Source organism: Dorea sp. ICN-14282 (assembly GCF_037890115.1).
Taxonomy (GTDB): Bacteria; Bacillota; Clostridia; order Lachnospirales; family Lachnospiraceae; genus Dorea_B; species Dorea_B phocaeensis.
Genome location: NZ_JBBKBH010000004.1, coordinates 144,668 through 168,607 on the forward strand (window position 1 = coordinate 144,668; position 23,940 = coordinate 168,607).

The following is a 23,940-nucleotide window of genomic DNA, read 5'->3' on the forward strand; positions in this document are numbered from 1 at the left end:
ACCTGTCGGGGAAAATGACCGCCATGATACGGAACGCATCATATAAGCCTGCCAAATAGGAATAATCAGAGTATTCCAAGCTCTACCTATCTCTGTAATCTAAAAAAACATTACAGACCTTTCTCTGTTCTATTGTCAAATCAAGTTGTTCATAGTTTCGTTCCGCCTTATCCCTTACGTCGCTTTCTTTTTGATAATCCTCGCTGTGTATGAGCATTTTATAAACAGTATCTTCTTTTAATTTCTCCACTGCAATTTTCACAAGCTAGGCAAAATCTTTGTCATACATCACAACCTCCTACACTAATACTTTTAGTTTCTTCACAGGGGCGTTTATGACTTTGACAATCAGCTCGTCAACACAGTCTGTATATCTGCCCTGCTGAATGAGTTGATTTTTCAATTCCACAAGGCTATGTAAAAGGATTGTTCTTTCCTCACTATCCAGATATGCGTGGTATTTTGTTTCTCTCATTGTCAGCACCTCCGTTCTTGATTTCATTATATAGAAGAACGGTCAGGGTACTCAAATGTGTAATAGGGGTAAAAAAATAAGCGTACCACTATTTCTAATGATACGCTTATGACTATTAAATCACCTCAAAATGCTTCAAAGCGTCCTTTATCGCTTCCACTTTCTCTTCCGTCGGATGTTTCCTCGGCTGTTTCAGTTCTTCTACCGCATTAGGAGCATCATACATCGGTAAACCTAAATCCCTTTTTACCTCCGCAATATATGCGGTATGTACCTTGAAGCCATATTTCGCTTCTATGTACTCCTTTATCATTTTGTAGGTAACTTTCTCTTTTGGCTTATACGCTTCTGCTCTTTTAGCAATATTATCAAGCGGTACTTTGCCCTCACCCTCGCCAAACTCGACTTTTACATTGATTACACTGTCAGGTTTTTTGTGGGAAAGCATTACAACCGTCTCCACATGCACCGTATGCGGGAACTGATCTACCGCCCTGACTCTCTCAAGCTCATACCCATTCCCTCGCAAGAACTTCACATCCCTAGCCAGCGTCGCGGAGTCACAGCTTACATACACAATCCGCTCCGGCTGCATATCCACCATCGTCTGAAGAAGTGTCTCTTCACAGCCTTTTCTCGGCGGATCCACCACAATCACATCTGCATGCGCCGTCTCGCCGCCATGCTCTTTCGCATAATCTTCGTAATACTGAGGCAGCACCTCTTCTGCCTTCCCAACGAAAAACTCTGCATTTTCAATTTCATTTATCTTCGCATTGTTTCTGGCATCATCAATCGCCTGCGGCACAATTTCCACACCATATACTTTTCCCGCTTTCTGCGCAAGGAAAAGAGAAATCGTTCCAATTCCACAATATAGATCCCACACTACCTTATCACTTGGATTACCACAGGAAACGTCATTTAATCCCGAATACTCTAAAGCCAGTTTATATAATTTTTCTGTCTGTACCGGATTTACCTGGAAGAACGACAACGGAGAAATCTGATATTTTACATTTCCAATATAGTCTGTAATGTACATCTGCCCCCATAGCGGTTTGATCACATTTCCCATAATCACATTTGTTTTTTCTTTATTGATACTTAACGTAACACTGGTCATTCCTTCGATCTTGGCCAAACGCTTTGCCAACACTTCACCATGCGGCAGACCTCCCCCATTTATCACAAGGCAGACCATGATTTCTTTTGTTGTAAATCCATACCGGATCAGCACATGACGCACAAGTCCTTGATGCTTCCCTTCGTCATATGCGCTGATATGATATTCCTTCATAAAATCTAGAATCAACTTCAAAATCTGCTCATTAATCTCCACACCAAGCGCACAGTTTGTATTAGAAATAATGGAATGCGTTCTGCCCGCATAAAAGCCAGTTACAATATTGCCATCCTTATCTATCCCAATTGGAAACTGAGCTTTATTTCGATAATGATAAGGACCTCCAAGACCTTCCGTCTCATCCATTCCGACGATCGGCTCCATGATCCGATCAAGAAGCTGCTCTGGAACCTCCCCAATCCGCATAAGATTTCCTCTTACCTTTTGATTCTTAAATTCCAGCTGACGATCATACTTCATCTCTTGAATCTGACAGCCGCCGCACTTTCTTACCACTTGGCACACCGGTTTTTCTACGCGGTATTCTGACGGCGTAAGAATATTCATAAGCCTTGCATATCCATAATTCTTTTTCGCCTTCATAACCTTCGCTTCCACTACGTCACCGATGATTGCATCCTTGATAAAAAGCGTATATCCGTTAACCTTTCCGATGCCCTCACCGCCAACGCCGACATCCTCTATTACTACCTTCACAATATCATTCTTCTGCATATCTATACTACCTTTCTCGATTTGGGACAGGGTAAATTGCAATTTGGGACGGAGTTTTTTTCAAAAAACTCCGTCCCAAATTTACAATTTAGTTTTCCGTAAGTTGGATTCAAACAACCGGTTATATCCCAGCCACTCCGTTGTATTCTTATCTTTGAAAATTTCTGTCAATGTCTGCATTTTTGCATCTGCCGCATCCGCGAAATTAAGAGCCAGTGCCTCTGCCAATGCCGGCTTCTTCGGAGATCCATATTCTAATTCCCCGTGATGTGCGATGATACAGTGCTTCAATTCGCTTGCCAATGTCTCTGGGAATCCCGGAATCGCCCGAACCGCATCGCCAATCATCTCCACACCGATTACAATGTGCCCCAGAAGCTGTCCATCATCTGTATAATCATTCTCCGGGAAAGAAGAAAGCTCCTTCGTCTTCCCAATGTCGTGGCAAATCGCTGCCGCATAGAGAAGATCACGATTCAGAATCGGATATGCCCCTGCCATATATTCACAGAAGCGAACCACGCTTAATGTATGCTCCAAAAGCCCGCCTGCAAAACCGTGATGCACTGTCTTTGCTGCAGAATGTGCTTTAAATCTTTTTACAAACGCCTCGTCTTCTACAAAATAATACTCTACCGCTTTCCGCAGGTACTCATTTTTAATCTGACGAATATAGCCTAGCAGTTCCTGATACATTCCATCCGGACTCTTCTCCGTCGTCGGCATATAGTCCGCAGCCACATATTCTCCTTCCTGCGCAACACGAATCTGACGAATATTCAGCTGAAGATTATTGTTGTAACTGGTAACTTCTCCATATACTTCGATAAAATCCATCTCATCATAATCTGCAATTCCACTGGAGTTCGGATCCCAAACCTTACCGTCCAATGTTCCCGTCTTATCCTGCAGGATCAGATTATCGTATGGTTTTCCATTTCTAGTCTCTGCGGAACGTTTCCCCTTACACAGGTATACATTCCTGATGGTTTCCCCTTCATGGAGCGTATTGATATATCTCATCTGTCTTCCTCTTTCTATCTGTTCTATTTTTAAATCTTTTTTTGCATTTCTTTTATTCTTTACTTCCGACTGTCACGTCAAATTCTACATCTACATAGCCGCCCGATCCCTGCCGTTTGACCTTCAGCTTAATCTTTTCTCCGCTTCTTTTCTCGAATAACTCCTGGTGGTATGCCGCAAGCGTTATCACCTTCTTACCGCCAATGCTGGTAATCACATCACCGGTCTGAACTCCCACTCCCATAGCCGGGGAATCTGCTGCCACTTCTTTGACATAGACCCCTTCAGGAATTCCCTGTTCTACTACCTGCGCCGTCACATCCACACCGGAAATGCCAAGATATGGAACACTTTGCCCGTTGGACAAAAGCTCAATAATCTTCTTTAACTCGGTAATTCCGTATCCGGTCACCAGAGCCGGTTCTTCCTCTGCCTGCGTGCTCTTCGCCACAATTCCAACGACCTCACCCGCCAGATTCACCAGCACGCCGCTTCCATTTTCTGCCGCTGCAATGTCTGTGCACAGGAACTGATAATTTCCATCTGCCATTCGCTGATACTTCTGCATCGAAGCTATAGTTCCAAATCCCATTGCGGTACCGGATCCAAACGGATTTCCAAGGACAATCACCGGATCCCCCTCTGTCACAGATTTTGAACTTCCAAGCTTTGCCGTCTCTATCTGCGCCCAGGTTGCATCTGCAATAGCCGAACGCTCAACTGCGTAAATTCCCAATCCCAGATTTCCGTCCTGCTTTTTCAGTCTGGCCGGATATGCCTGACCGTCGCCGAATATCACCTGAACTTCTCCTGCTTCTTCTGCTGAGAGTTTCTCTCCCAAAATCAACAATTGCTGCCCGTTATCTGCAATAATCAGACCAGCCGCACTATGTTCTGCTTCCTCTGCCGCAGCCGTCCAGTCCTCTGTACTTTTGGCTCCGGTAATCTCCACCACCGACTTTTTGGCCTGCACGGCAATCTCCGTCAGTGATTTCTGCATCTGCCGATAACTCTGCGCATCTAAAATCTGCTGCTCTGTCTCTTCTGGCTTCTCCTCTTCTTTCCCATCCGCTTCTTCCTTCTCTTCGGGGATGGTAACCTCCTGTGGATCGCTTTTAAACAGCTTGTCCATCAGGGGATGAAACGCACTAAAACTAAAGCTGGCAATGACACCAAATATCAATCCCAACCAGGACATACGCAAAACGTCTCTTTTAAGCTTTGTCTTTAAGGCTTCATCTTTAATCGTTTCTTTTAAAAATGAATACTCCTCTTCTGGATCTTTATGCGCTTCCATCGATGCATCCTTCTCCTTTTCAGTCCTTTTTATAGTATAGCGTATGGCGACCAAATGTTCAATATTTATCCTTTTCTTTATCCCCCAAATAGGGTAGAATAAGTCTTAGATGAAAAGGGGATACATATGAATAAGAAAACATTACTGAAATTAGAATATAACAAAATCATTGATTTACTGACAGAACAGGCGTCTTCCTTCAGCGGAAAAGAACGCTGTCGAAGATTAAAACCCAAGACCAACCTTGCAGAGATCACGCTCATGCAGGAGGAAACAGCAGCTGCATTTACCAGAATCGTCAAAAAGGGACGCCCTTCTTTCGGCGGATCGAATCCGGTAGGTGAATCCTTAAAACGACTGGAGATCGGCGCCGCTCTTGGAAGCGGCGAACTTCTTCGCATCTGCAAACTCTTAGAGACCGCAGGGCGTGCCAAAGCTTATGGACGCCATGAGAATAATGATGATTCTTCGGATTGTCTGGATCCATTATTTGATCAGTTGGAACCTCTGACCTTGCTAACCACAGAAATCCGCCGATGCATCCTGGAAGAAGATGAGATCAGCGACGATGCCAGCAGCACCCTAAAACAGATCCGACGTTCTATGAATCAGATTAACGACAAGGTTCACAGTACCTTATCCTCCCTGGTGAATGGAGCTTTACGTACCTATCTGCAGGATCCGATTATCACCATGCGCGGCGATCGGTACTGCATTCCTGTCAAAGCGGAATACAGAAGCCAGGTGTCCGGACTGATTCACGACCAGTCCGCCACTGGTTCTACTTTATTTATTGAACCAATGGCTGTCGTAAAACTAAATAACGATTTAAAAGAACTTTATGCAAAAGAACAGGAAGAAATTCAAATCATCCTTGCCAGATTAAGCGCCGACACTGCGGATTACGTTGATGCCATTCGCACCGACTACCAGATTATGACCGATCTGGACTTCATTTTTGCCCGGGGCTCTCTGGCTCTTAACATGAATGCATCCAAACCGATCCTTAATACAGAGGGACGAATCCATATACGAGAAGGGCGCCATCCGCTTCTTGATAAGCGTAAGGTCGTACCGATTACACTGACACTGGGCGACACGTTTGACCTTCTCATCGTAACCGGACCGAACACAGGCGGAAAGACGGTCTCCCTGAAAACAGTGGGACTCTTTACACTGATGGGACAGGTCGGGCTTCACATTCCGGCATTGGATCGCTCTGAACTTGCCGTATTTGAAAATGTATATGCCGATATCGGAGACGAACAAAGTATTGAGCAAAGTCTTAGTACCTTTTCTTCGCATATGACGAATATCGTTTCTTTCTTAAAGCACGTAGATGAGCGCTCTTTGGTTCTCTTTGACGAACTGGGCGCCGGAACCGATCCAACCGAAGGCGCAGCTCTTGCCATCGCTATCTTAAGCCACCTTCATCAAAAGGGCATCCGAACGATGGCAACCACCCACTACAGTGAATTAAAAGTTTACGCACTGTCTACACCGGGTGTAGAAAATGCCTGCTGCGAGTTCGATTTGGAAACACTGGCTCCAACCTACCATCTGTTGATCGGAATCCCTGGAAAGAGTAATGCATTTGCAATTGCAGGTAAATTAGGACTTCCAGATTATATTATTGAAGACGCCAAAACACACCTGACCGAGCAGGATGAATCCTTTGAAGATCTCTTGACAGATCTGGAAACCAGCAAGCGAACCATCCAGAAGGAACAGGAAGAAATCGCTTCTTATAAGCGGGAACTAGAGCGGCTGAAAGCAGAAGCCCGCCAGAAACAAGAAAAACTAGAAGCTCAGAAAGAACGGATTCTAAAAGAGGCAAATGAAAAAGCACATGCCATTTTAGCCGATGCAAAAGAAACAGCCGACGAAACCATGCGCAATTTCCACAAGTTCGGAAAGGCTAATATTTCCGCAGCCGAAATGGAAAAGGAACGAGAGAAACTGCGCCAGAAAATGGCAGCCACAGCCTCCAAAAGCCAACTTGGCAATACCAAACCACACCGCCAGCATAAGCCCGGTGATTTCAAATTGGGAGAATCTGTAAAAGTTCTCAGCATGAATTTGACGGGAACGGTCACTTCCCTTCCCGACTCCCGCGGAAATGTTACCGTACAAATGGGAATCTTACGTTCTCAGGTTCATATTTCCGACCTGGAGATCATCGAAGAAGCGCCGTCTTACAGCGCCAAACAGATGAAACGCACCAGCAAAGGCAAAATGCGCATGGGCAAATCTTTCTCCGTAAGCCCGGAGATCAACCTGCTTGGCAAAACAGTGGACGAAGCCATTGCAGAGCTTGACAAATATCTGGATGACGCTTACCTGGCACATTTAAGCAGTGTCCGCGTCGTTCACGGAAAAGGCACCGGCGCTCTGCGCTCAGGAATCCACACCTACCTACGCCGCCAAAAGCATGTGAAATCTTTCCGGCTTGGCGCATTTGGAGAAGGCGATGCCGGTGTAACCATCGTAGAATTCAAATAAGGATGCTGACATGAAAAGGAGACTCAACCATGGTAAATAAACAGAAAATATTAATCGTAGACGATGATGAAAACATCGCAGAACTTATCTCTCTCTATCTGGCGAAAGAATGTTTCGATACCATGATGGTTCACGACGGCGAGAAAGCATTGATCGCCTACGATACCTATCATCCGAATCTGATTCTTTTGGACCTGATGCTTCCCGGAATCGACGGCTACCAGGTCTGCCGCGAACTTCGTTCCCGGTCCAACGTGCCGATTATCATGCTGTCCGCCAAGGGCGAAGTCTTTGATAAGGTACTGGGACTGGAACTCGGCGCCGACGACTATATGATGAAACCCTTTGATTCCAAGGAACTTGTTGCCAGAGTCAAGGCCGTCCTTCGTCGTTACCAGGCAGCTCCAAAGCCAGAAGAGCTTTCCGCTGACAGGGGCAAATGCGTGGAATACCCAGGCATCGTAATCAATCTGACCAATTATTCCGTCCTTGTTGACGGTCACACCGTAGATATGCCGCCAAAGGAACTGGAGCTTTTATACTTCTTAGCTTCTTCTCCCAATCAGGTCTTTACCAGAGAGCAGCTTCTTGATCAAATCTGGGGATACGAATACATCGGGGACACCCGGACAGTAGATGTTCACATCAAACGTCTGCGTGAGAAAATCAAGGATCACCCTTCCTGGAGCCTTAGTACCGTCTGGGGAATCGGTTACAAATTTGAGGTCAAATAAAAGGAGTTCCCATGAGAAGTACACTTTATCTCAAGTTTATTATTATGTATATTATCTTCGGCTTTCTGGGGATTTTCACAGTCGCCACATTGGGCAGCGGTCTGACGGAAGGACCGCTGATTGATTCTGTTGCCTCCAGTATTTATAAGGAGACCACCCGTGTTGCAAATGACTATCTGCCGGGATATTTTTCCAAAAAGATTTCCGCAGGCGACGTCCATATGCAGCTTTCCGGAATCGAAAGACAGCTTGATGCCGCCGTCTGGTTTGTAGATAAAGACGGGCAAATGCTGTTTTCCCCACAGGCGGATGGTTACCCCTTAGCCCCAAACGAAATTTCTGATTTCAATCCGGCTGAAAGCGGAGGAAAGCAATACCAGATCAGCGATTATCACGGCAGTTTTTCCAAAGATGTTATCACCGTCATCGCTCCCGTCGTCTGCGGCTATTCCCCAGACGGCTACCTGATGATTCACAAGTACGTCTCCGATATCGGCCATATTCAGGATATTATGATGCGCGCAGCTTATGTTTCTCTGCTCGTCATCTATATTCTGTCTTTCTTAATCCTGCTGGGCTTTCACTTTTTCGTATATCAGCCGCTGTCAAGGATTACCGAAGCTGCAACCCAATACGCTTCCGGCAACCTGGCGTATGAGATCCCGGTAAATTCCGAAGATGAGATTGGCTATCTTTCCGCCTCTCTCAATTACATGTCTTCACAGCTGAGGGATATGAAGGATTATCAGAAAAAATTCGTGGCAAATGTCTCCCATGATTTCCGCTCTCCCCTTACATCCATTAAGGGCTACGTAGAAGCTATGACAGACGGAACCATTCCACCGGAGCTACACGAAAAATACTTAAAAATCATTTTATTTGAGACAGAGCGCCTGACTGATCTGACGCAGGATCTATTGTCCTTAAATGAATTTGATACCAAGACACTGCTTCTGAACAAAGAAATCTTCGACATTCACGAAGTAATCAAACGTACCGCCGCCGCTTTTGAAGGCCGGTGTACACAGAAAAAAATCACAATTGAACTGCTATTTGCATCCAAATACCTCTATGTAACCGCTGACAAGCACAAAATCCAGCAAGTGCTACACAACCTTCTGGACAACGCGGTGAAATTCAGCGATGCGGGTTCGAACATCACCATCGAGACCACGGATCGGGGTGATAAGATTTACACCTCCGTTAAAGACTACGGAATTGGAATTCCTCGAAGCGCACTGACCAAGATCTGGGAACGCTTCTATAAGACGGATCTGTCCCGCGGAAAGGACAAGAAAGGAACCGGACTTGGCCTTGCCATTGTAAAAGAGATTATCCAGGCGCACGGTGAAAATATCAATGTAGTCAGCACAGAGGGCGTAGGAACCGAATTTATCTTCTCCCTTCCCAAAGGGACAAATTCAAATTAACATAATCGCTCAAAAAAGCAGTCTATATAAAAATAGTGGATGGTATTTAACCCACCCACTATTTTTATATATCACTTAACAATTCAAACCTGTCCTAATACAAGACTTTCTTAACCGCTTCATCCTTCATATTCTTCTTGGTTACCCAGGTATATCCCGTATCCACTACTGCTTCATTTCCAAGATTTAATGCCGCTCTCGCAGAAGCCACCACAGAAGCATATCCCATACCAAATGGATTCTGAACAATCAGGCCATCTACCTGTCCTTCTTTCAGGGCTTTCTTCATCTCGGTATCGATGTCATATCCGACTACAGAAATCTCATCTCCTTCTGCCCGTTCCACTCCGGCAAGTCCCAATTTCAGCGCATCGATATTGGTTCCAAATATGCCCTTCAAATTCGGATGCTTTACAAAAATATAGTCTACCACCTGTTCCTCTGTCAGCTCTTCCGGCAAAACCGTTTCTTTCCCAGCCAAAGCCGCATCCTCAGGCTGATAAGTTCCTGCATTCATCTCTGCTGCCACTACATCCTGCCAGCTGCTTAAATCATCCATATGATAGGCATCCACAATCGTAATGCCTGGGTGATTCGCCGCGATCTCCTCTTTAAATGCCGCTTCACGGATCTGCGCTGCCTTCGACTTCGTATCCTGTGCAAAGATTACAACTTCTCCTTCTTCCTTCATTTCCTCCGCAAGACGTGCTGCCGCTTCCCTGGCAGATGCATCGTTATCCGTAGAAACCGTCGCCATCAGTCCCTGATAATCACTTCCCGAATCATATGCCACCACCGGAATTCCACTTTCTGCCGCCAGATCAAACTGCACCTCACAGGCAGATGCATCGGAAACGGAAATCGCAAGCGCCACCGGATAGCGCGCCAGTTCCTCATCTAAAATATTGACCTGATCATCAATATCATCCGTCTCTGACGGTCCGCTATAAGTGATCTTAATTTTCTTCTTTCCTTCATATCCCAGAAGCTGATTCAGATCAGCCACTGCCTGCTCCGCACCTTTTTTTACTTCTTCCCAGTACGCACCACCGTCGCCCTTCCCGATAATAGATAGATACGATCCCGGCTCCAGGTTCAAATCATCGACATTATTATAGGCAGATGGCTGAATCAGATTCAGCTTACCCTGATATTCTTTTTCTTTCGGCTGTTCCTTCTCTGCTTCTGACGTCTGCTGTGCTCCGGCATCTTTTCCGGCAGTTCCTTCGTCCGAATCAGAAGCTGCACAGGCCGTGGACAGCAATGACACGCATAACATAGCCACTATGATACTTTTCCTTCTTTTCATCCTATCCTACACTCCTCTTATCTATCCTTCATACATCATTTTCAAGCCTTTTCTACATCATCAACCACTATACACCAAAACAGTGAAAAATTGTTGATTTTTTTCTTAATTTTTAGGAAAATTGTATTTTACTGCATACCTCCCGGAAATTTATCCTCTTTCTCTTGTATAATTGCCCCTTTTGTATTATGATATGGGTAGATTAAACAAAAAGGAGGGTACCTACTATGGCACACGTAATTAGTGATGAATGTGTAAGCTGCGGATCTTGCGAAGCTGAATGCCCAGTTGGAGCTATTTCTCAGGGAGCAGATCATTATGAGATCGATGCTGACGCTTGTGTAGATTGTGGAGCATGTGCTGCTCAGTGTCCAACAGGAGCAATCTCTCAGGGCTAATACATATCGAGAATAATCCAAGTAACAAAAGACATTGTATATCACCAAGTGATATGCAGTGTCTTTTTCTTTTTTAATTTTCTGTATCCTCGACGGGTTCTGACGGATTCTTACACTCCGTCTATGTTATGATATCCTTACCCAACGGGACAAGTATAGATAAGGGGGTATCGACATGGGTAATCACGCGTTGGAACAATTAAGACGTGAGACAAAAGATGATGCCAGACTTTTCGGATGTATCCGGGAACTGTACGAACAGGGAGTACCATTTGCCGAGTTAAAGGCATTGATTCCCGACATCAGACGAACCAGAGAGCAGCTTTACATAAAGCGAATGCTGGAGAATAACAACGAAGTTCTGCTCTCTATGATCAGCAAGGAAATGTCTTTCCTGCTGGACGCAAAAGAACGCCAGGAAGAAGAGGAATTCAAAAAACTGGACCAGCTGATCCGTCAGCAGCAATCCTATCGGAAAGCCGCTTCGGAAACCGGTCCAGTTCAGAAATTAAAACATTTATTCCTGCCTGCTTAGGTTGGCGAACTTTGTATACTCGCCAAGCCAAGCCAGATGAACGGTCCCTACAGGACCGTTTCTTTGTTTTGCAATAATAATTTCAGCCTGCTTTTTATACTCTGAATCTTTATTATAATACTCATCTCGGTAAATGAACATTACCACGTCGGCGTCCTGCTCGATGGCTCCGGACTCTCGAAGGTCTGAGAGCATCGGCCGCTTATCCGGTCTTGATTCCACCGCACGGCTTAGCTGGGACAGTGCAACCACAGGCACATTCAGCTCTCTGGCCAGTCCTTTTAAAGAACGGGAAATTTCTGAAATCTCCTGCTGTCTTGACTCGGAACTCTTTCCTACACTTCCCGTCATCAACTGCAAGTAGTCGATAATAATAATATCAAGCCCGTGTTCCAGCTTGTACTTTCTGCACTTAGAACGAAGTTCTGATACCGAGATACCCGGAGTATCATCGATAATCATCTTCGATTTGCCGATAATGCCAGCTCCTTCAATCAACTTTTCCCAGTCGGAATCCTTCATGTTACCGGTACGAAGCGCCTGCGCATCCACCTGGGATTCCAGGGAGAACAGTCGGTTCACCAACTGTTCCTTTGACATCTCCAAACTGAAAATCGCAACGCATTTATCTTTCTTAAATGCCATATACTGTGCAATATTTAAGACAAAGGCAGTCTTTCCCATAGACGGACGAGCTGCAACCAGAACCAGATCCGAAGGCTGCAGACCGGATAATTTATAGTCCAGATCGATAAAGCCCGTCGGAATTCCCGTTACCGTTCCCTTGCTCTTAGATGCCTTTTCAATCTTCTCAAGCGCATTTAATACCACCTGCTTAATGGGTACGTATTCTCCCGTATTTCGCCGCTGGAGCAAATCAAATACGGATTTTTCTGTCTTTTCAAGCACTGCTTCCAGTGATTCCTTCCCCGCATAGCAGGTATTGGCAATTTCCTCATTTAACTTAATCAAACGGCGCATCATCGCTTTATCGGCGACAATCTCCGCATAATATTTCACATTGGCAGATGTTGGCACTGCCGTCACCAAATCTCTGACAAATTCAAGGCTTGCAATCTCCGCCGGAACATCCTTCTCTTTCAGACGCTCCTGAAGCGTAATCAGATCCACCGGCTTTCCTTCATTGAACAGCTCCACCATGGAATCAAAGATTACCCCATATGCGCTTTGGTAGAAGTCCTGGCCACTGACAATCTCTGACGCCGTCGTAATCGCATCCTTATCCATCAGCATCGCGCCGACAACCGACTGCTCGGCCTCTACGCTGTGGGGCATTACTCTCTTAATCAGAGACTCTTCCATGCTCTGTCCTTCCATTCGCTCTCCTCCTAAGCTTCCTCGGATACAACCACCTTCAGATCAGCAGTTACCTTTGGATGTAATTTTACCGGAACGGTGTGCGTTCCAAGCGTTTTGATGGCGTCTTTTAACTGCACCTTCTTCTTATCAATCTCCAGACCCAACTGCGCCTTTACCTCTGCTGCAATTTCTTTGGAAGAAACGGAGCCAAATGCCTTTCCGCCTTCGCCGGTCTTAATGGATACTTCGATCTTTCCTGCTTCCAACTTACGCCCCAATTCCTGCGCCGCCTCATACTGCTCCTGCGCAATCTTATCATCGTTCGCCTTCTGAAGCTTTAAATCATTTAAGTTCTTACTGTTTGCTTCTATGCCCTTTTTCTTCTTTAAAATAAAATTTCTTGCATATCCGTCACTTACGTCTACAATTTCTCCCTTTTTTCCAAGAGACTTTACGTCCTCTGTCAATATTACCTTCATCTAGATGTCTCCTCCTTCTATCATATCATCAATTACTTTTTTCAATGCGGCAACGGCCTCATTCATGTTAGTATGTTCAAACTGCGCTCCTGAAGCATTCATATGTCCGCCGCCGCCCAGTTTCTCCATCATTACCTGTACATTGACTTCATCAATGGAACGGGCGCTGACATAGATTCTTCCATTATATTCTGTCAATACAAAAGATGCCTTAATCTGGCTGATATCCAAAAGTTCATTGGCCGCCTGCGCCCCGATAATGGTCGGACTTTCAATATGCAGATCCACGCCTTTTGCAATGGCAAAAATCTCATGGTATACTTCTGCACTGCTGATAATCTCCGCCTTGGCCTGGTAGGACTCCATATCATCCCGGAACATCTTGCGCACCAGCGTAATATCTGCGCCTGCTCTTCTAAGGAACGCCGCCGCTTCAAAGGTTCGTACACCGGTACGATTTACAAAGTTATTCGTATCGATCATAATACCTGCGTACATACTGCTGGCTTCCAGCTTCGGAATCTTAATATCGTCTACGATATACTGCAGAATCTCTGACACCATCTCACAGGTGGATGAAGCATATGGTTCCACATAAGACAACAATGCGCTCTCAATCTTATCGTTGCTCTGTCTGTGGTGATCCAGAACCACCACCGTATCCGTCTTCGCCAACAGTTCCTCACATTCCGTCATCTGTGGGCGGTTGGTATCTACGACCACTACCATAGAGTTCGTATCTGCCATATCCAATGCCTGAGACGAACGAAGGAACATATCTTTCGGATAGCTATCATCCTTTTCGTAGCACTCATACAACGGCCGCAGCGATGCAGACACTTCATTGATTACAATATAAGCCCTCTTCTCCATGGCTTGTGCCGCCCGGCAGATTCCAATGGCTGCACCAAATGCATCCACATCTGTCAGCTTATGTCCCATCACAAAGATCTTATCTTTCAGCGTGATGAATTCTCGCAAAGCCTCCGCCTTTACGCGCGCCTTTACACGGGTATTCTTAGATGTCTGTTCCCGCTTTCCTCCGTAATAAGTAATTCCGTGCGCATCTTTGATTACCGCCTGGTCACCGCCTCTGGCCAGCGCCTGGTCAATGGCCACACGAGCGTAATTGTAGCTTTGGGCATAGGCGTCGTTTCCAAGTCCAAGCCCGATACTTAAGGTCGCCGGAATTCCATTTCCGATATTAACGCCCTTTACATCGTCCAGCAGAGAAAACTTATCCTCCTCCAGCTGCTTGAAGTATTTCTTCTTAAACACAACGAAATACTTGTCGTTCTCCATCTTCTTGACAATTCCATCCACCTTGGCAATATATTTATTGATTTTACGGTCTACCAATGCAATCAACAAAGACTGGCGTACCTCTTCCACACTGTCAATCACTTCATCGTAATTGTCAATATAGATAAGCCCTGCTACGAGGCGCTGCTCTTCCGTCGCCTTAATATACTGGTTCAGCTCTGTCACATCTTCCAGATAAACTGCAACGAAGAATTCTTTCTCCTCCGGGATCTGCAAAAGATGCTCCGTCTTACTGAAGCCTTCTACGGATACTCTACGAAGGGTTGCACGGTACTCTCGCTCCCCATAATAGACGTCCATGTGAACAACATCGTCCATCTCTTTCGGGAAAATGCTGCGATTCAGTTCCGGCATATATTTACTGATGTAGGGATCTCCCTTTGCCTTTGTGTGCAGAATTTGTTCAAATTCTTTATTCATCCAGACAGCTTTTCCATCATCTAAAAGAATCGCATATGGAATCGATAGCTCTTTTAAAAGCACGTTCTGGACAACCCCATACTGAGCTGCAAATTCCACCAAATCCTTCATTACAATAGACTTGGTATAGAAATACATCATCCCCACCATCACGACATAGATCAGCACAAAAACAAACAGAATCGTTCCGGCTTTTTGGTTCATTCGATAAATTCCAAGATTAATTCCAATCAACAGGATTGCCATCACAGCCGGAAACTGCATGTACAATTTCAGCTGTCCGGTCAAATGCACCTTTTCTTTCTCTCTCATTGCTTTTTCCTCAACCATCCATATTACACTGGCAGCTGACTGCCGTGCATTGCATATCTAATAGTTATCATATTCTATATAGTATAACACCATTTAGTTGAAAATGCGAGTAAAAAGAACGGTTCCGTATGTATTCTCGCACCTTCCATTTTGCACAAAAAGACCACTGCACAAAACGCAGTGGCCTTTCTATTCAACATTTCAGATCTCACACGCCGAGTATACTTCTACTTCGCATAGCCGTTTGGATTCTGAGACTGCCATCTCCACGTGTCCGAACACATCTCGTCCAGACCTCTCTTTGCTTCCCAGCCAAGAACCTCTTTGGCTTTCTTTGGATCTGCATAACACATTGCGATATCTCCTGCGCGGCGAGGTTTAATCTCATATGGAATCTCTTTTCCGCATGCTTTGGAGAATGCTTTCACCATATCGAGTACAGAGTAACCTACACCCGTTCCAAGGTTGATTACATCCAGTCCCGGATTGGTCAAAATGTAATCGATTGCCTTTACATGTCCGATTGCCAGGTCTACAACGTGAATATAATCACGAACTCCGGTTCCATCCGGTGTATCGTAATCATCTCCGAATACGCCAAGCTTCTCAAGCTTACCAACTGCCACCTGAGAGATATATGGCATCAGGTTGTTCGGAATTCCCTTTGGATCCTCTCCGATCCGTCCGCTCTCGTGAGCTCCAACCGGATTGAAGTAACGAAGCAGTACAACGTTCCAGTCTGATTTTGCTTTCTGAACGTCAGACATAATCTGCTCCATCATAGATTTGGTCCATCCATATGGATTGGTACACTCGCCCTTCGGGCATTCCTCTGTAATCGGAATAATCTCCGGACTTCCATAAACAGTTGCGGAAGAACTAAATACAATATTCTTCACTCCCATTCTGTCCATCACGCCCATTAATGTCAATGTTCCTGTAATATTATTGTGATAGTATTCCAGCGGTTTCTGTACAGACTCCCCAACAGCCTTTAAAGCTGCACAATGAATGACTGCATCAATCTTCTCCGCCTCAAACATGGCCTCTAATGCTTTCTCATCCAATACATCTCCCTCGTAGAAGGTTACCTGTTTCCCCGTCAGTTCCTCTACTCTTTTAATGGATTCTTCAGATGAATTATACAGGTTATCGTATACAACAACCTCGTATCCTTCATTTAACAGCTCCAACGCCGTGTGGCTTCCAATGTAGCCTGCTCCTCCAGTGATCAATACCTTCGCCATGACTTTTGCCTCCTGTTTTGTTACACTTCATTGTTACTATACTTGTTCACTATTTCCTGCATAGTATACCATTTCTTCTCCATATCTTCAACCAGTTTAAACTGTGTCCGACATCTGTCCAGATTATGTCCTTCTCTGTGAACCTTAAAATACGTATCTCCCTGAAGATAATCGGTCAGGAAACGCATTCCACATTCAAAGGTCATCGTCTTTGCTCCCATCGGCATCAACTCAATCTCTCTCTTCGTCAGTTTTCCATCGCAGCCTTCAATAAATCCCTTTGCATATAGATCAAACAGTTCCATACTACAGGAAACCTTACTAAGATCCATCTCATCTTCCGCCGCGGTGCTTGCACCGAAGCGGATAGAATCCCCGAAATCGTTCATTGCAAGTCCCGGCATCACCGTATCAAGGTCAATGACACAGATCCCTTTGCCGGTCTCATTATCAATCATAATATTATTAAGCTTCGTATCATTATGGGTAACACGCAGCGGAATCTCTCCCTTTTCCAGAAGATCGCCGAAATAATTTGCCACGTCTTCATGCTCCAGCACAAACTGAATCTCCTTCTCTACAGACGCAGCCCGTCCCATCACATCTTCCTCTACCACTTTCTTAAATGTGGCAAATCTTGCTTTCGTATCGTGAAATCCTGCAATGGTCTCGTGAAGGGTCTCTGCCGGATAATCTGCCAGCATACACTGAAAATGTCCAAATGCCACTGCACTCTGATAAAAATGCTCCGGCTTTTCAACCTTGTCATAGCTGGTTGCATCTGTAATAAATTTGTAAGAGCGCCAGTAATCCCCGGCTTCATCCACATAATAATCTTTTCCGTCCACAGTTGGAATCACATTAAGTGTCTCCCGATCCGGATCTCCGCCGTCGTCAATAATCTTCTTACGAAGGTAGGAGGTGACTCCGACGATATTTTCCATCAACCCCACCGGATCCGAGAACACTTCATTGTTCATTCTCTGCAGGATTACATTACGTTTTCCTTTGCCTTCCACATCAAACGTCAGAAGAAAGGTGTCGTTAATATGACCGCTTCCATAAGGCCCCTCTGATGTCAGAACTCCTTCATACTGAAAATGTGCAATTGCCTCTTCTTTCTGCTTCTGTGTTACCTGAATCATCTATTTTTCCTCCCAAAGATGTACCGGATACAGTCCTTCCTCTTTCATCCGCTTAATCGCAGCTACGACTACCGGTTTGTCCTCTTTATACGTCACACCATACCACTTATCTGCTGATTTCAGCACTGCAACGGTTGCACGGTCTTCCCCCAGAAGATCGCTGACAACTGTCGGCAGAAAATATTCACATTTCATCGGATTGCTCTGAAATCCTTCCTCAAGGAATGCCGGGAAGCCTTCTTTGATTTCCGTCAAAATACTCTTTGTAAATCCCCACATATTCATAGACACCGTCGCATCTGCCGGTACAGACGTCCATGTCTCTCCATCATCTTCTGTAAACGCGATTCCTCCATCACGTTTCTCGATTCTGGTTCTTTCATGGATTGCCACCAGCTCTCCGTTCTCATTCATATCACAGATACCACGTGCTACATGTCCATTATCTGTCACCGTATTTCCAAGATGATATCCCACCATGGTATAACGATATTTCTCGTCATCCTCGTGAGATGCCAGATAATCATAGATCAGTTTAAATGCCTCCTGACCATAATAGTCATCAGCATTGATCACCGCAAACGGACCGTCAATCTGATCAATACAGCTTAATACCGCATGCGCCGTCCCCCACGGCTTCACACGTCCTTCCGGTACTTCATATCCTTCCGGAATATTTGCAAGCTCCTGGAATGCATAAGATACATCCATATATTTTGCCATACGGTCGCCCACTGCCTCTTTAAAGTTCTCTTCATTTTCTTTCTTAATAATAAAGATAACTTTTTCAAATCCTGCTCTTCTTGCATCGTACATGGAGAAGTCCATAATAATATGCCCTTCCTCATCAACCGGATCAATCTGCTTTAATCCTCCATAACGGCTTCCCATTCCTGCAGCCATAATCACTAATACTGGTTTATTCATCGCTCTACCTCCAAGTTCTGCTTCTCTGATACTATTTTATAAGCGCTGTTATCCCTTGATACCGCCTGTTACACCACCGATAATCTTCTCTGACAGGAAGAGGTACAGGATAAATGTCGGCAGGAATACAATGACTACCGCCGCGAACAGACCGGACCAGTTTCCTGTGTATTGCATGGACTGAATCATTCCATAAAGGCCTACCGCAACCGGGCGAAGCTGATCGCTGTTTGCAAAGATCAGGGACAAGAAATATTCATTCCAGATATTAATAAAGTTGAAGATGGTTACTGTTACAATTCCGGACTGCGCCATCGGGAACATAATCTTCCAGAAGGTCTTCGTCGGAGGACATCCGTCAATCGCCGCTGCCTCTTCATATGTTCTCGACAAATTCGCGAAGAAGGTTAAAAGGAAGATCGTCGTATACGGAATATTGATACCAATATACAAGAAGATTAATGTCACCTTACTTGCAAATAAGTCATTTAAGATTCCCATATTGGCAACCAGACAGAACAGCGGAAGCACAATCATGGTAATCGGCACACCCATGGCAGATACAAAGCTGGTCTGAATCAGTTTATTTCCAAGGAATGTATATCTTGCCAGCACGTAAGCTGCCGGTGCACAGATCAAAATCAATGCCACACAGGAAATCACAGAATACAACAGAGAATTCATAAAGAAGGTAGCAACACCTCCGGATCCCCAGGCTGCGATATAGTTATCAAAATGAATACCGGAAGCGAATTTTAACACTTCGCCGGCAAAAATCTCCTTCGTTGTAGACAAGCTGGCTGCCACAATCCATCCAAGTAGCACGAGTGTAAATATTACCCATGCAATGATGATAATATATCCAGGAGCAAGGCGCGCTTCTTTTTTCCAGTTGATTTTATCTTTTACTTTTTTCTCTTTTTCTTTAGCCATCTTTACTCCTCCTTCCTAGAATTCCAAATCATCATCTTTGATGAATGCGTTACAAATCGTAAATACAAGTACAACACACAGACACAGAATAATACCGATTGCAGCTGCGTATCCCGCATTACGATCCGTCACCGCATTACCAGCTCCGAAAATCTGCAGATACATGTACTGTACCGGTACGATCGTTGCCTTATTTGCCGTTACGGATGAGAACAGCTGTGACCATACGAAGAATGCAGACGTGGTTACCGTCCACATCGTAATATTCGTCTTAAATACTCCCTTCAGAAGAGGAAGCGTCATATAACGGAACTGCTGAAGTTTGTTTGCTCCGTCAATGGTAGCCGCCTCATAGAAGTCCGGGCTGATTCTCTCAATTCCGCTCATCCAGATCAGCATGTGATAACCTACCATACCAAAGCAGTACGCAATTAAGAGCGCTTTAAATGAGTTCTCCGGCGCAAGCCACTGCATCTCGGCCAGCTTATCTGCTCCGATCAGCTGGAAGAACTTTGCAAAAAGTCCATAATCCGGCGCGAATACATACTGTCTCCACATGGTTGCAAGCGCTACCGCACTGACAATGTTCGGAAGATAAATCACTGCACGGAAGAATTTCTTTCCGCGGATTCCGCTTGTTAAGATCACTCCAAACAGCAGAGATAACGCCATAACAATGATGCCGCCAATCAGCCAGATCTTCAGAATATTTTTCATCGCCAATACAAAAATTTGTGTTTTGAACAATTTCGTATAGTTATCAATTCCCACAAATTCCCAGTATTCAAAAGCATCCGTAACACTTTCGATATTAAAAAAGCTCATGATCACCGTTCTGACAATCGGATACAAAAACACGATCAGGAAGATGATCACTGCCGGCGCCAGGAACCCAACTATCATTCCTTTGTTTTTCTTCATCGGTTTTCCCCCTTTGATAAACTTTGTTACTTAAAAAATATGGTGGCAGCGCTTTACGCTTATGCCACCATATTTTTAAATTTCACTCTTCACTTAATTCAAGTGTAATTTTTCCAGATTATTCACCGCAGATGCCTGCACAATCTTTTACAAGCTCTTCTGCTGTCATATCGCCAACCATTAACTTAACAAATCCTTCCTGCATAGCAGATGTTAAGTCAGCATTGTTCTCAGCACCTACTGCCCAGTCATAATAAGTAGTTGTAGAATCAAATCCTGGTTTTACTTCTGTAAGTTCTGTCGGCCATGCATCTGCATTCGCTTTGTCAGTTGGGATACACAGAGCTTCCTCTGTCATCTTCTTGTCGAACTCACCTGTTGTAATGTAGGTAATCAGTTCCATAGCTTCTTTAGATTTCTTAGAATCTTTATTGATTGCGAATACCTGATTTGCAATGTTGTTAGCTTCAGCTCCATCTACTCCGCCTTCTACTGCTGGGTAGTTGAAATATCCCCACTCAAGATCATCTGCTACCATGCCTTTGATCTCGTTTGGCAGCCAAGAACCACAGATGATGATTGCTGCCTCTCCAGGTGCGAACTCTTTGTTCTGTCCGTCTGGATATACATTAGAAGCCATCTTGTCAGAGAAATATCCCTTAGATGCGAAGTCTTCATAGTCTTTTAATGCTTTCAGAACTCTCTCATCATCCCAGTTTACATCTTCTACATCACCAGCTTCTACCTTTTCCATAATTGCCTGATCGTTAACCAGAGCTTTCACTCCATCCTGTCCAAGGTAACGTCCTAAGTGATATCCAAGTGTAGATGTCTGATATGTAGTATCTCCAGTGATTGGTGTAATACCAGCGTCAACTAACTTCTGGCATGCTGCATCAAGCTCTGCCCATGTTGTTGGAACTGCTTCAATACCAGCTTCTTTGAATAATGTCTTATTGTAGAAGAATCCAAAGATAGATGGCTGATAAGGAATGGATTTCAGTGTTCCGCCGCCTGCTGTACGAGCAATCTTGAACAAAGTCTCGTTTCCATGCTCTTTCTCATAATCTGCAGCCACATCCTCCAGATCCATTAAGTATTTTCCCCAAGATCCGTTTACACGGTTTACATCTTCATCAAATAAGTCGATGTTCTGTTTTGCCTGAAGTGCTGGCTCCAGACCTTCACGCTGTCCGTTACGTCCCTTGAACTGAACGTCAACTTCCACGCCTGTATCTTTTGTATACTTCTCAATGGCTTCCTTGATTACCTTAGCCTGTGGTTCTTCCTCTGACCACATAGACCAATATACAAGTTTGTCTCCGCCTTTGTCGCCGCCTTCTCCTTTACCGCCGCAGCCCACTGCAAGACCAGCTACCATAGCTGCACAAAGAAGAACACTTACGATTTTCTTTTTCATAACACTTTACCTCCTAATAAAGTTTATTTGGTTGATACCCCTATTGTAGTATAATCTCCATCAAAAATCTTTATCTTATCTTCTTCATAATTTGCACAATTCGCATTTATCCTTTGATTTTTGCTCAAAAACAGGCTATAATACATGATAGAGCCTTGTAATATTAACCAAAAAGAAGGCATTTTTTTCTACATATAATCCAGCAGAGGAGATTTCACTATGGGATATGACGGAATTATACTCCATAATTCAATAAATATTGGCAAAATTTACAGTATTCACTATTTTGAATATATGAACGACTTTTCTTTTGAAGGCGAATCCCACAATTTCTGGGAATTCATCTGCGTAGATAAAGGAGAGGTGGGCGTAACCGCAGGCAATTCTTTCACCATTTTAAAAAGGTGGGACATTGCTTTTCATCAGCCCAACGAATTTCATAATGTGCAGGCAGTAAGCGGCATCGCCCCTAATTTGGTTGTCATTTCATTCCAGTGTGCCGATGATGCCATGCGTTTTTTCAAAAAAAAGATCTTACAAATTGATGAAGCAGAGCGCAATCTTCTGGCTGACATTATAATAGAAGCAAGACGGTGCTTCGACTGCCGCCTGGATGATCCATATCTCCAAAATATGCCGATGAAAGAGCCAGATCTCTTTGGCGCAGAGCAGATGATTCATCTGCTTCTGACGCAGTTCATCATTCACTTGATCCGAAGATACTCTACACCGCTTATGCTTCACAATCGCCTTCCCCGGCTCGAATCCATTAAGGCAACCAAAAGCAGAAGCGACACAGATGTATTCAACCGCATCGTAGGTTACTTAGAAGAGAAGCTCAATACCCGCGTTACCATTGAACAGATCTGCCACGACAATCTAATCGGCCGATCTCAACTTCAAAAAATTTTCAAAGAACAGTGCAACATGGGAATTATCGAGTATTTTTCCTTAATGAAAATCAATGCTGCAAAAGAATTGATGAGAACCAATCAGATGAACTTTACTCAAATTTCGGAACATCTGGGTTATACTTCCATTCATTATTTTTCCCGCCAGTTCAAAAAAGTCACAGGCATGACTCCTTCCGAGTATGCTTCGTCTATAAAAGCAATGGCTGATGGGAGCTTTTAAGCTTCCACCAGCCATTGCTTTTTTTCTTCTAGATTTTCTTCGGAACTTTAGAAAGCGCTGCCTCGTCTGCCACAATTGTCACATTTCTGTGCAGCTGCAGAATGGACGCCGGAACCTCTGGTGTCACCGGACCGAAGAACGCCTTTGCCACAATCTCCGCTTTGTCTTCTCCGCTTACTACCACCAGGATCTGTTTCGCCTGCATAATCGTACCGATTCCCATCGTATACGCCTGTCTTGGCACTTCATCTGCAGATGCAAAAAATCTCTTATTTGCTTCAATGGTGCTCTCCTGAAGATCCACACAATGTGTTGTCTTCGGGAACTCTGCTGCCGGCTCATTGAATCCGATGTGACCATTGTGTCCCAGGCCCAGAAGCTGCAGGTCTGTTCCGCCAAGGGACTCTACAAGCGCCTCATAAGCTTCACACTCTGCCTTCGCATCCTCTTTGGTTCCATCTGGAAGATGGGTATTCTCCGGGTTAATGTTTACTTTATCGAATAAATTTTCATGCATAAAGTAGTAGTAGCTCTGATCATTCGTTCTTGGAAGTCCCTTGTACTCGTCTAAGTTCACGGTCTTCACCTCTGAGAAATCAAGATCTCCCTTCTCATACCATTCCACCAGCTGCTTGTATGCGCCGATCGGTGTCGAGCCGGTTGCTAAGCCAAGCACACAGTCTGGTTTGGTTATAATCTGTGCAGAAATAATGTTTGCTGCCTTTCTGCTCATATCATTGTAATCTCTTGTCTTCACAATCTTCATTGATCCATTCCTCCTCATGGCGTCTCCGC

21 protein-coding genes are annotated in these 23,940 nt (G+C 44.6%); 6 read left to right on the forward strand and 15 right to left on the reverse strand.

The annotated features are described in order from the left end of the window. Positions 1 to 298 precede the first annotated feature (298 nt). The 4 genes from WKT00_RS10855 to WKT00_RS10870 all read right to left on the reverse strand — a co-directional run bounded on the left by WKT00_RS10855 (position 299) and on the right by WKT00_RS10870 (position 4,656). Complete coding sequence (locus tag WKT00_RS10855; RefSeq protein ID WP_009320322.1) at positions 299 to 475, reverse strand: hypothetical protein; 177 nt, start codon at positions 473 to 475, stop codon at positions 299 to 301. Positions 476 to 590: 115 nt separating this feature from the next. Next, a complete protein-coding gene (gene rlmD / locus WKT00_RS10860; protein ID WP_340263635.1) occupies positions 591 to 2,336 on the reverse strand; it encodes a 23S rRNA (uracil(1939)-C(5))-methyltransferase RlmD in 1,746 nt (581 codons plus the stop codon). Positions 2,337 to 2,417: 81 nt separating this feature from the next. Next, positions 2,418 to 3,359 carry a 3'-5' exoribonuclease YhaM family protein gene (locus WKT00_RS10865; protein WP_173814935.1) on the reverse strand — a complete coding sequence of 314 codons (942 nt, stop codon included), beginning with the start codon at positions 3,357 to 3,359 and terminating at the stop codon, positions 2,418 to 2,420. A gap of 52 nt (positions 3,360 to 3,411) precedes the next feature. Further along, positions 3,412 to 4,656, reverse strand: coding sequence for a S1C family serine protease (locus WKT00_RS10870; RefSeq protein ID WP_340263639.1), 1,245 nt, complete (start codon positions 4,654 to 4,656; stop codon positions 3,412 to 3,414). 126 nt (positions 4,657 to 4,782) lie between these two features. Between WKT00_RS10870 and WKT00_RS10875 the strand changes: the two genes are divergently transcribed. The 3 genes from WKT00_RS10875 to WKT00_RS10885 are packed head-to-tail and all read left to right on the forward strand — an operon-like array spanning position 4,783 to position 9,322. Continuing rightward, positions 4,783 to 7,158: an endonuclease MutS2 gene (locus tag WKT00_RS10875; protein WP_340263641.1), complete on the forward strand. Its 2,376-nt coding sequence runs from the start codon at positions 4,783 to 4,785 to the stop codon at positions 7,156 to 7,158. A 29-nt stretch (positions 7,159 to 7,187) separates the two neighbouring features. Then, positions 7,188 to 7,892 carry a response regulator transcription factor gene (locus WKT00_RS10880; RefSeq protein WP_173814938.1) on the forward strand — a complete coding sequence of 235 codons (705 nt, stop codon included), beginning with the start codon at positions 7,188 to 7,190 and terminating at the stop codon, positions 7,890 to 7,892. Between the two features lie 11 nt (positions 7,893 to 7,903). Next, positions 7,904 to 9,322: a sensor histidine kinase gene (locus tag WKT00_RS10885; protein WP_101695895.1), complete on the forward strand. Its 1,419-nt coding sequence runs from the start codon at positions 7,904 to 7,906 to the stop codon at positions 9,320 to 9,322. Between the two features lie 94 nt (positions 9,323 to 9,416). Here WKT00_RS10885 and WKT00_RS10890 read toward each other — a convergent pair whose 3' ends face one another. Continuing rightward, entirely contained in the window at positions 9,417 to 10,631 is a 1,215-nt protein-coding gene (locus WKT00_RS10890; RefSeq protein ID WP_101695894.1) for a substrate-binding domain-containing protein, read from the reverse strand. A gap of 227 nt (positions 10,632 to 10,858) precedes the next feature. Here WKT00_RS10890 and WKT00_RS10895 point away from each other — a divergent pair, with 227 nt between their 5' ends. Both WKT00_RS10895 and WKT00_RS10900 read left to right on the forward strand, forming a co-directional pair. After that, a complete protein-coding gene (locus WKT00_RS10895) occupies positions 10,859 to 11,029 on the forward strand; it encodes a DUF362 domain-containing protein (protein ID WP_101695893.1) in 171 nt (56 codons plus the stop codon). Between the two features lie 175 nt (positions 11,030 to 11,204). Continuing rightward, complete coding sequence (locus tag WKT00_RS10900; RefSeq protein WP_101695892.1) at positions 11,205 to 11,564, forward strand: hypothetical protein; 360 nt, start codon at positions 11,205 to 11,207, stop codon at positions 11,562 to 11,564. Here WKT00_RS10900 and dnaB read toward each other — a convergent pair. The 9 genes from dnaB to WKT00_RS10945 form a co-directional block, all read right to left on the reverse strand. After that, positions 11,547 to 12,887, reverse strand: a complete 1,341-nt coding sequence (gene dnaB / locus WKT00_RS10905) for a replicative DNA helicase (protein ID WP_101696014.1) — start codon at positions 12,885 to 12,887, stop codon at positions 11,547 to 11,549. The two genes, WKT00_RS10900 and dnaB, sit on opposite strands and share 18 nt — an antisense overlap. Positions 12,888 to 12,913: 26 nt before the next feature. Next, positions 12,914 to 13,363, reverse strand: a complete 450-nt coding sequence (rplI, locus tag WKT00_RS10910; protein ID WP_101695891.1) for a 50S ribosomal protein L9 — start codon at positions 13,361 to 13,363, stop codon at positions 12,914 to 12,916. Next, complete coding sequence (locus tag WKT00_RS10915; RefSeq protein ID WP_340263646.1) at positions 13,364 to 15,418, reverse strand: DHH family phosphoesterase; 2,055 nt, start codon at positions 15,416 to 15,418, stop codon at positions 13,364 to 13,366. A 227-nt stretch (positions 15,419 to 15,645) separates the two neighbouring features. Next, positions 15,646 to 16,665, reverse strand: coding sequence for a UDP-glucose 4-epimerase GalE (gene galE, locus WKT00_RS10920; RefSeq protein WP_340263648.1), 1,020 nt, complete (start codon positions 16,663 to 16,665; stop codon positions 15,646 to 15,648). Between the two features lie 20 nt (positions 16,666 to 16,685). After that, entirely contained in the window at positions 16,686 to 17,810 is a 1,125-nt protein-coding gene (locus WKT00_RS10925) for a phosphotransferase enzyme family protein (RefSeq protein WP_101695888.1), read from the reverse strand. After that, positions 17,811 to 18,737, reverse strand: a complete 927-nt coding sequence (locus tag WKT00_RS10930) for a nucleotidyltransferase family protein (protein ID WP_340263650.1) — start codon at positions 18,735 to 18,737, stop codon at positions 17,811 to 17,813. It lies immediately after the preceding gene. A 48-nt stretch (positions 18,738 to 18,785) separates the two neighbouring features. Further along, positions 18,786 to 19,670, reverse strand: coding sequence for a carbohydrate ABC transporter permease (locus tag WKT00_RS10935; protein ID WP_101695886.1), 885 nt, complete (start codon positions 19,668 to 19,670; stop codon positions 18,786 to 18,788). Positions 19,671 to 19,685: 15 nt separating this feature from the next. Further along, positions 19,686 to 20,591: a carbohydrate ABC transporter permease gene (locus WKT00_RS10940; protein ID WP_101695885.1), complete on the reverse strand. Its 906-nt coding sequence runs from the start codon at positions 20,589 to 20,591 to the stop codon at positions 19,686 to 19,688. Positions 20,592 to 20,709: 118 nt separating this feature from the next. Then, entirely contained in the window at positions 20,710 to 22,011 is a 1,302-nt protein-coding gene (locus WKT00_RS10945) for an ABC transporter substrate-binding protein (RefSeq protein ID WP_340263653.1), read from the reverse strand. Between the two features lie 219 nt (positions 22,012 to 22,230). On the opposite strand from WKT00_RS10945, the gene WKT00_RS10950 reads away from it, so the two are divergent. Continuing rightward, positions 22,231 to 23,145, forward strand: a complete 915-nt coding sequence (locus WKT00_RS10950) for an AraC family transcriptional regulator (protein ID WP_340263654.1) — start codon at positions 22,231 to 22,233, stop codon at positions 23,143 to 23,145. 28 nt (positions 23,146 to 23,173) lie between these two features. On the opposite strand, the gene nagB is transcribed toward WKT00_RS10950, so the two are convergent. Beyond that, positions 23,174 to 23,911, reverse strand: a complete 738-nt coding sequence (gene nagB, locus WKT00_RS10955; RefSeq protein WP_340263655.1) for a glucosamine-6-phosphate deaminase — start codon at positions 23,909 to 23,911, stop codon at positions 23,174 to 23,176. Positions 23,912 to 23,940 lie beyond the last annotated feature (29 nt).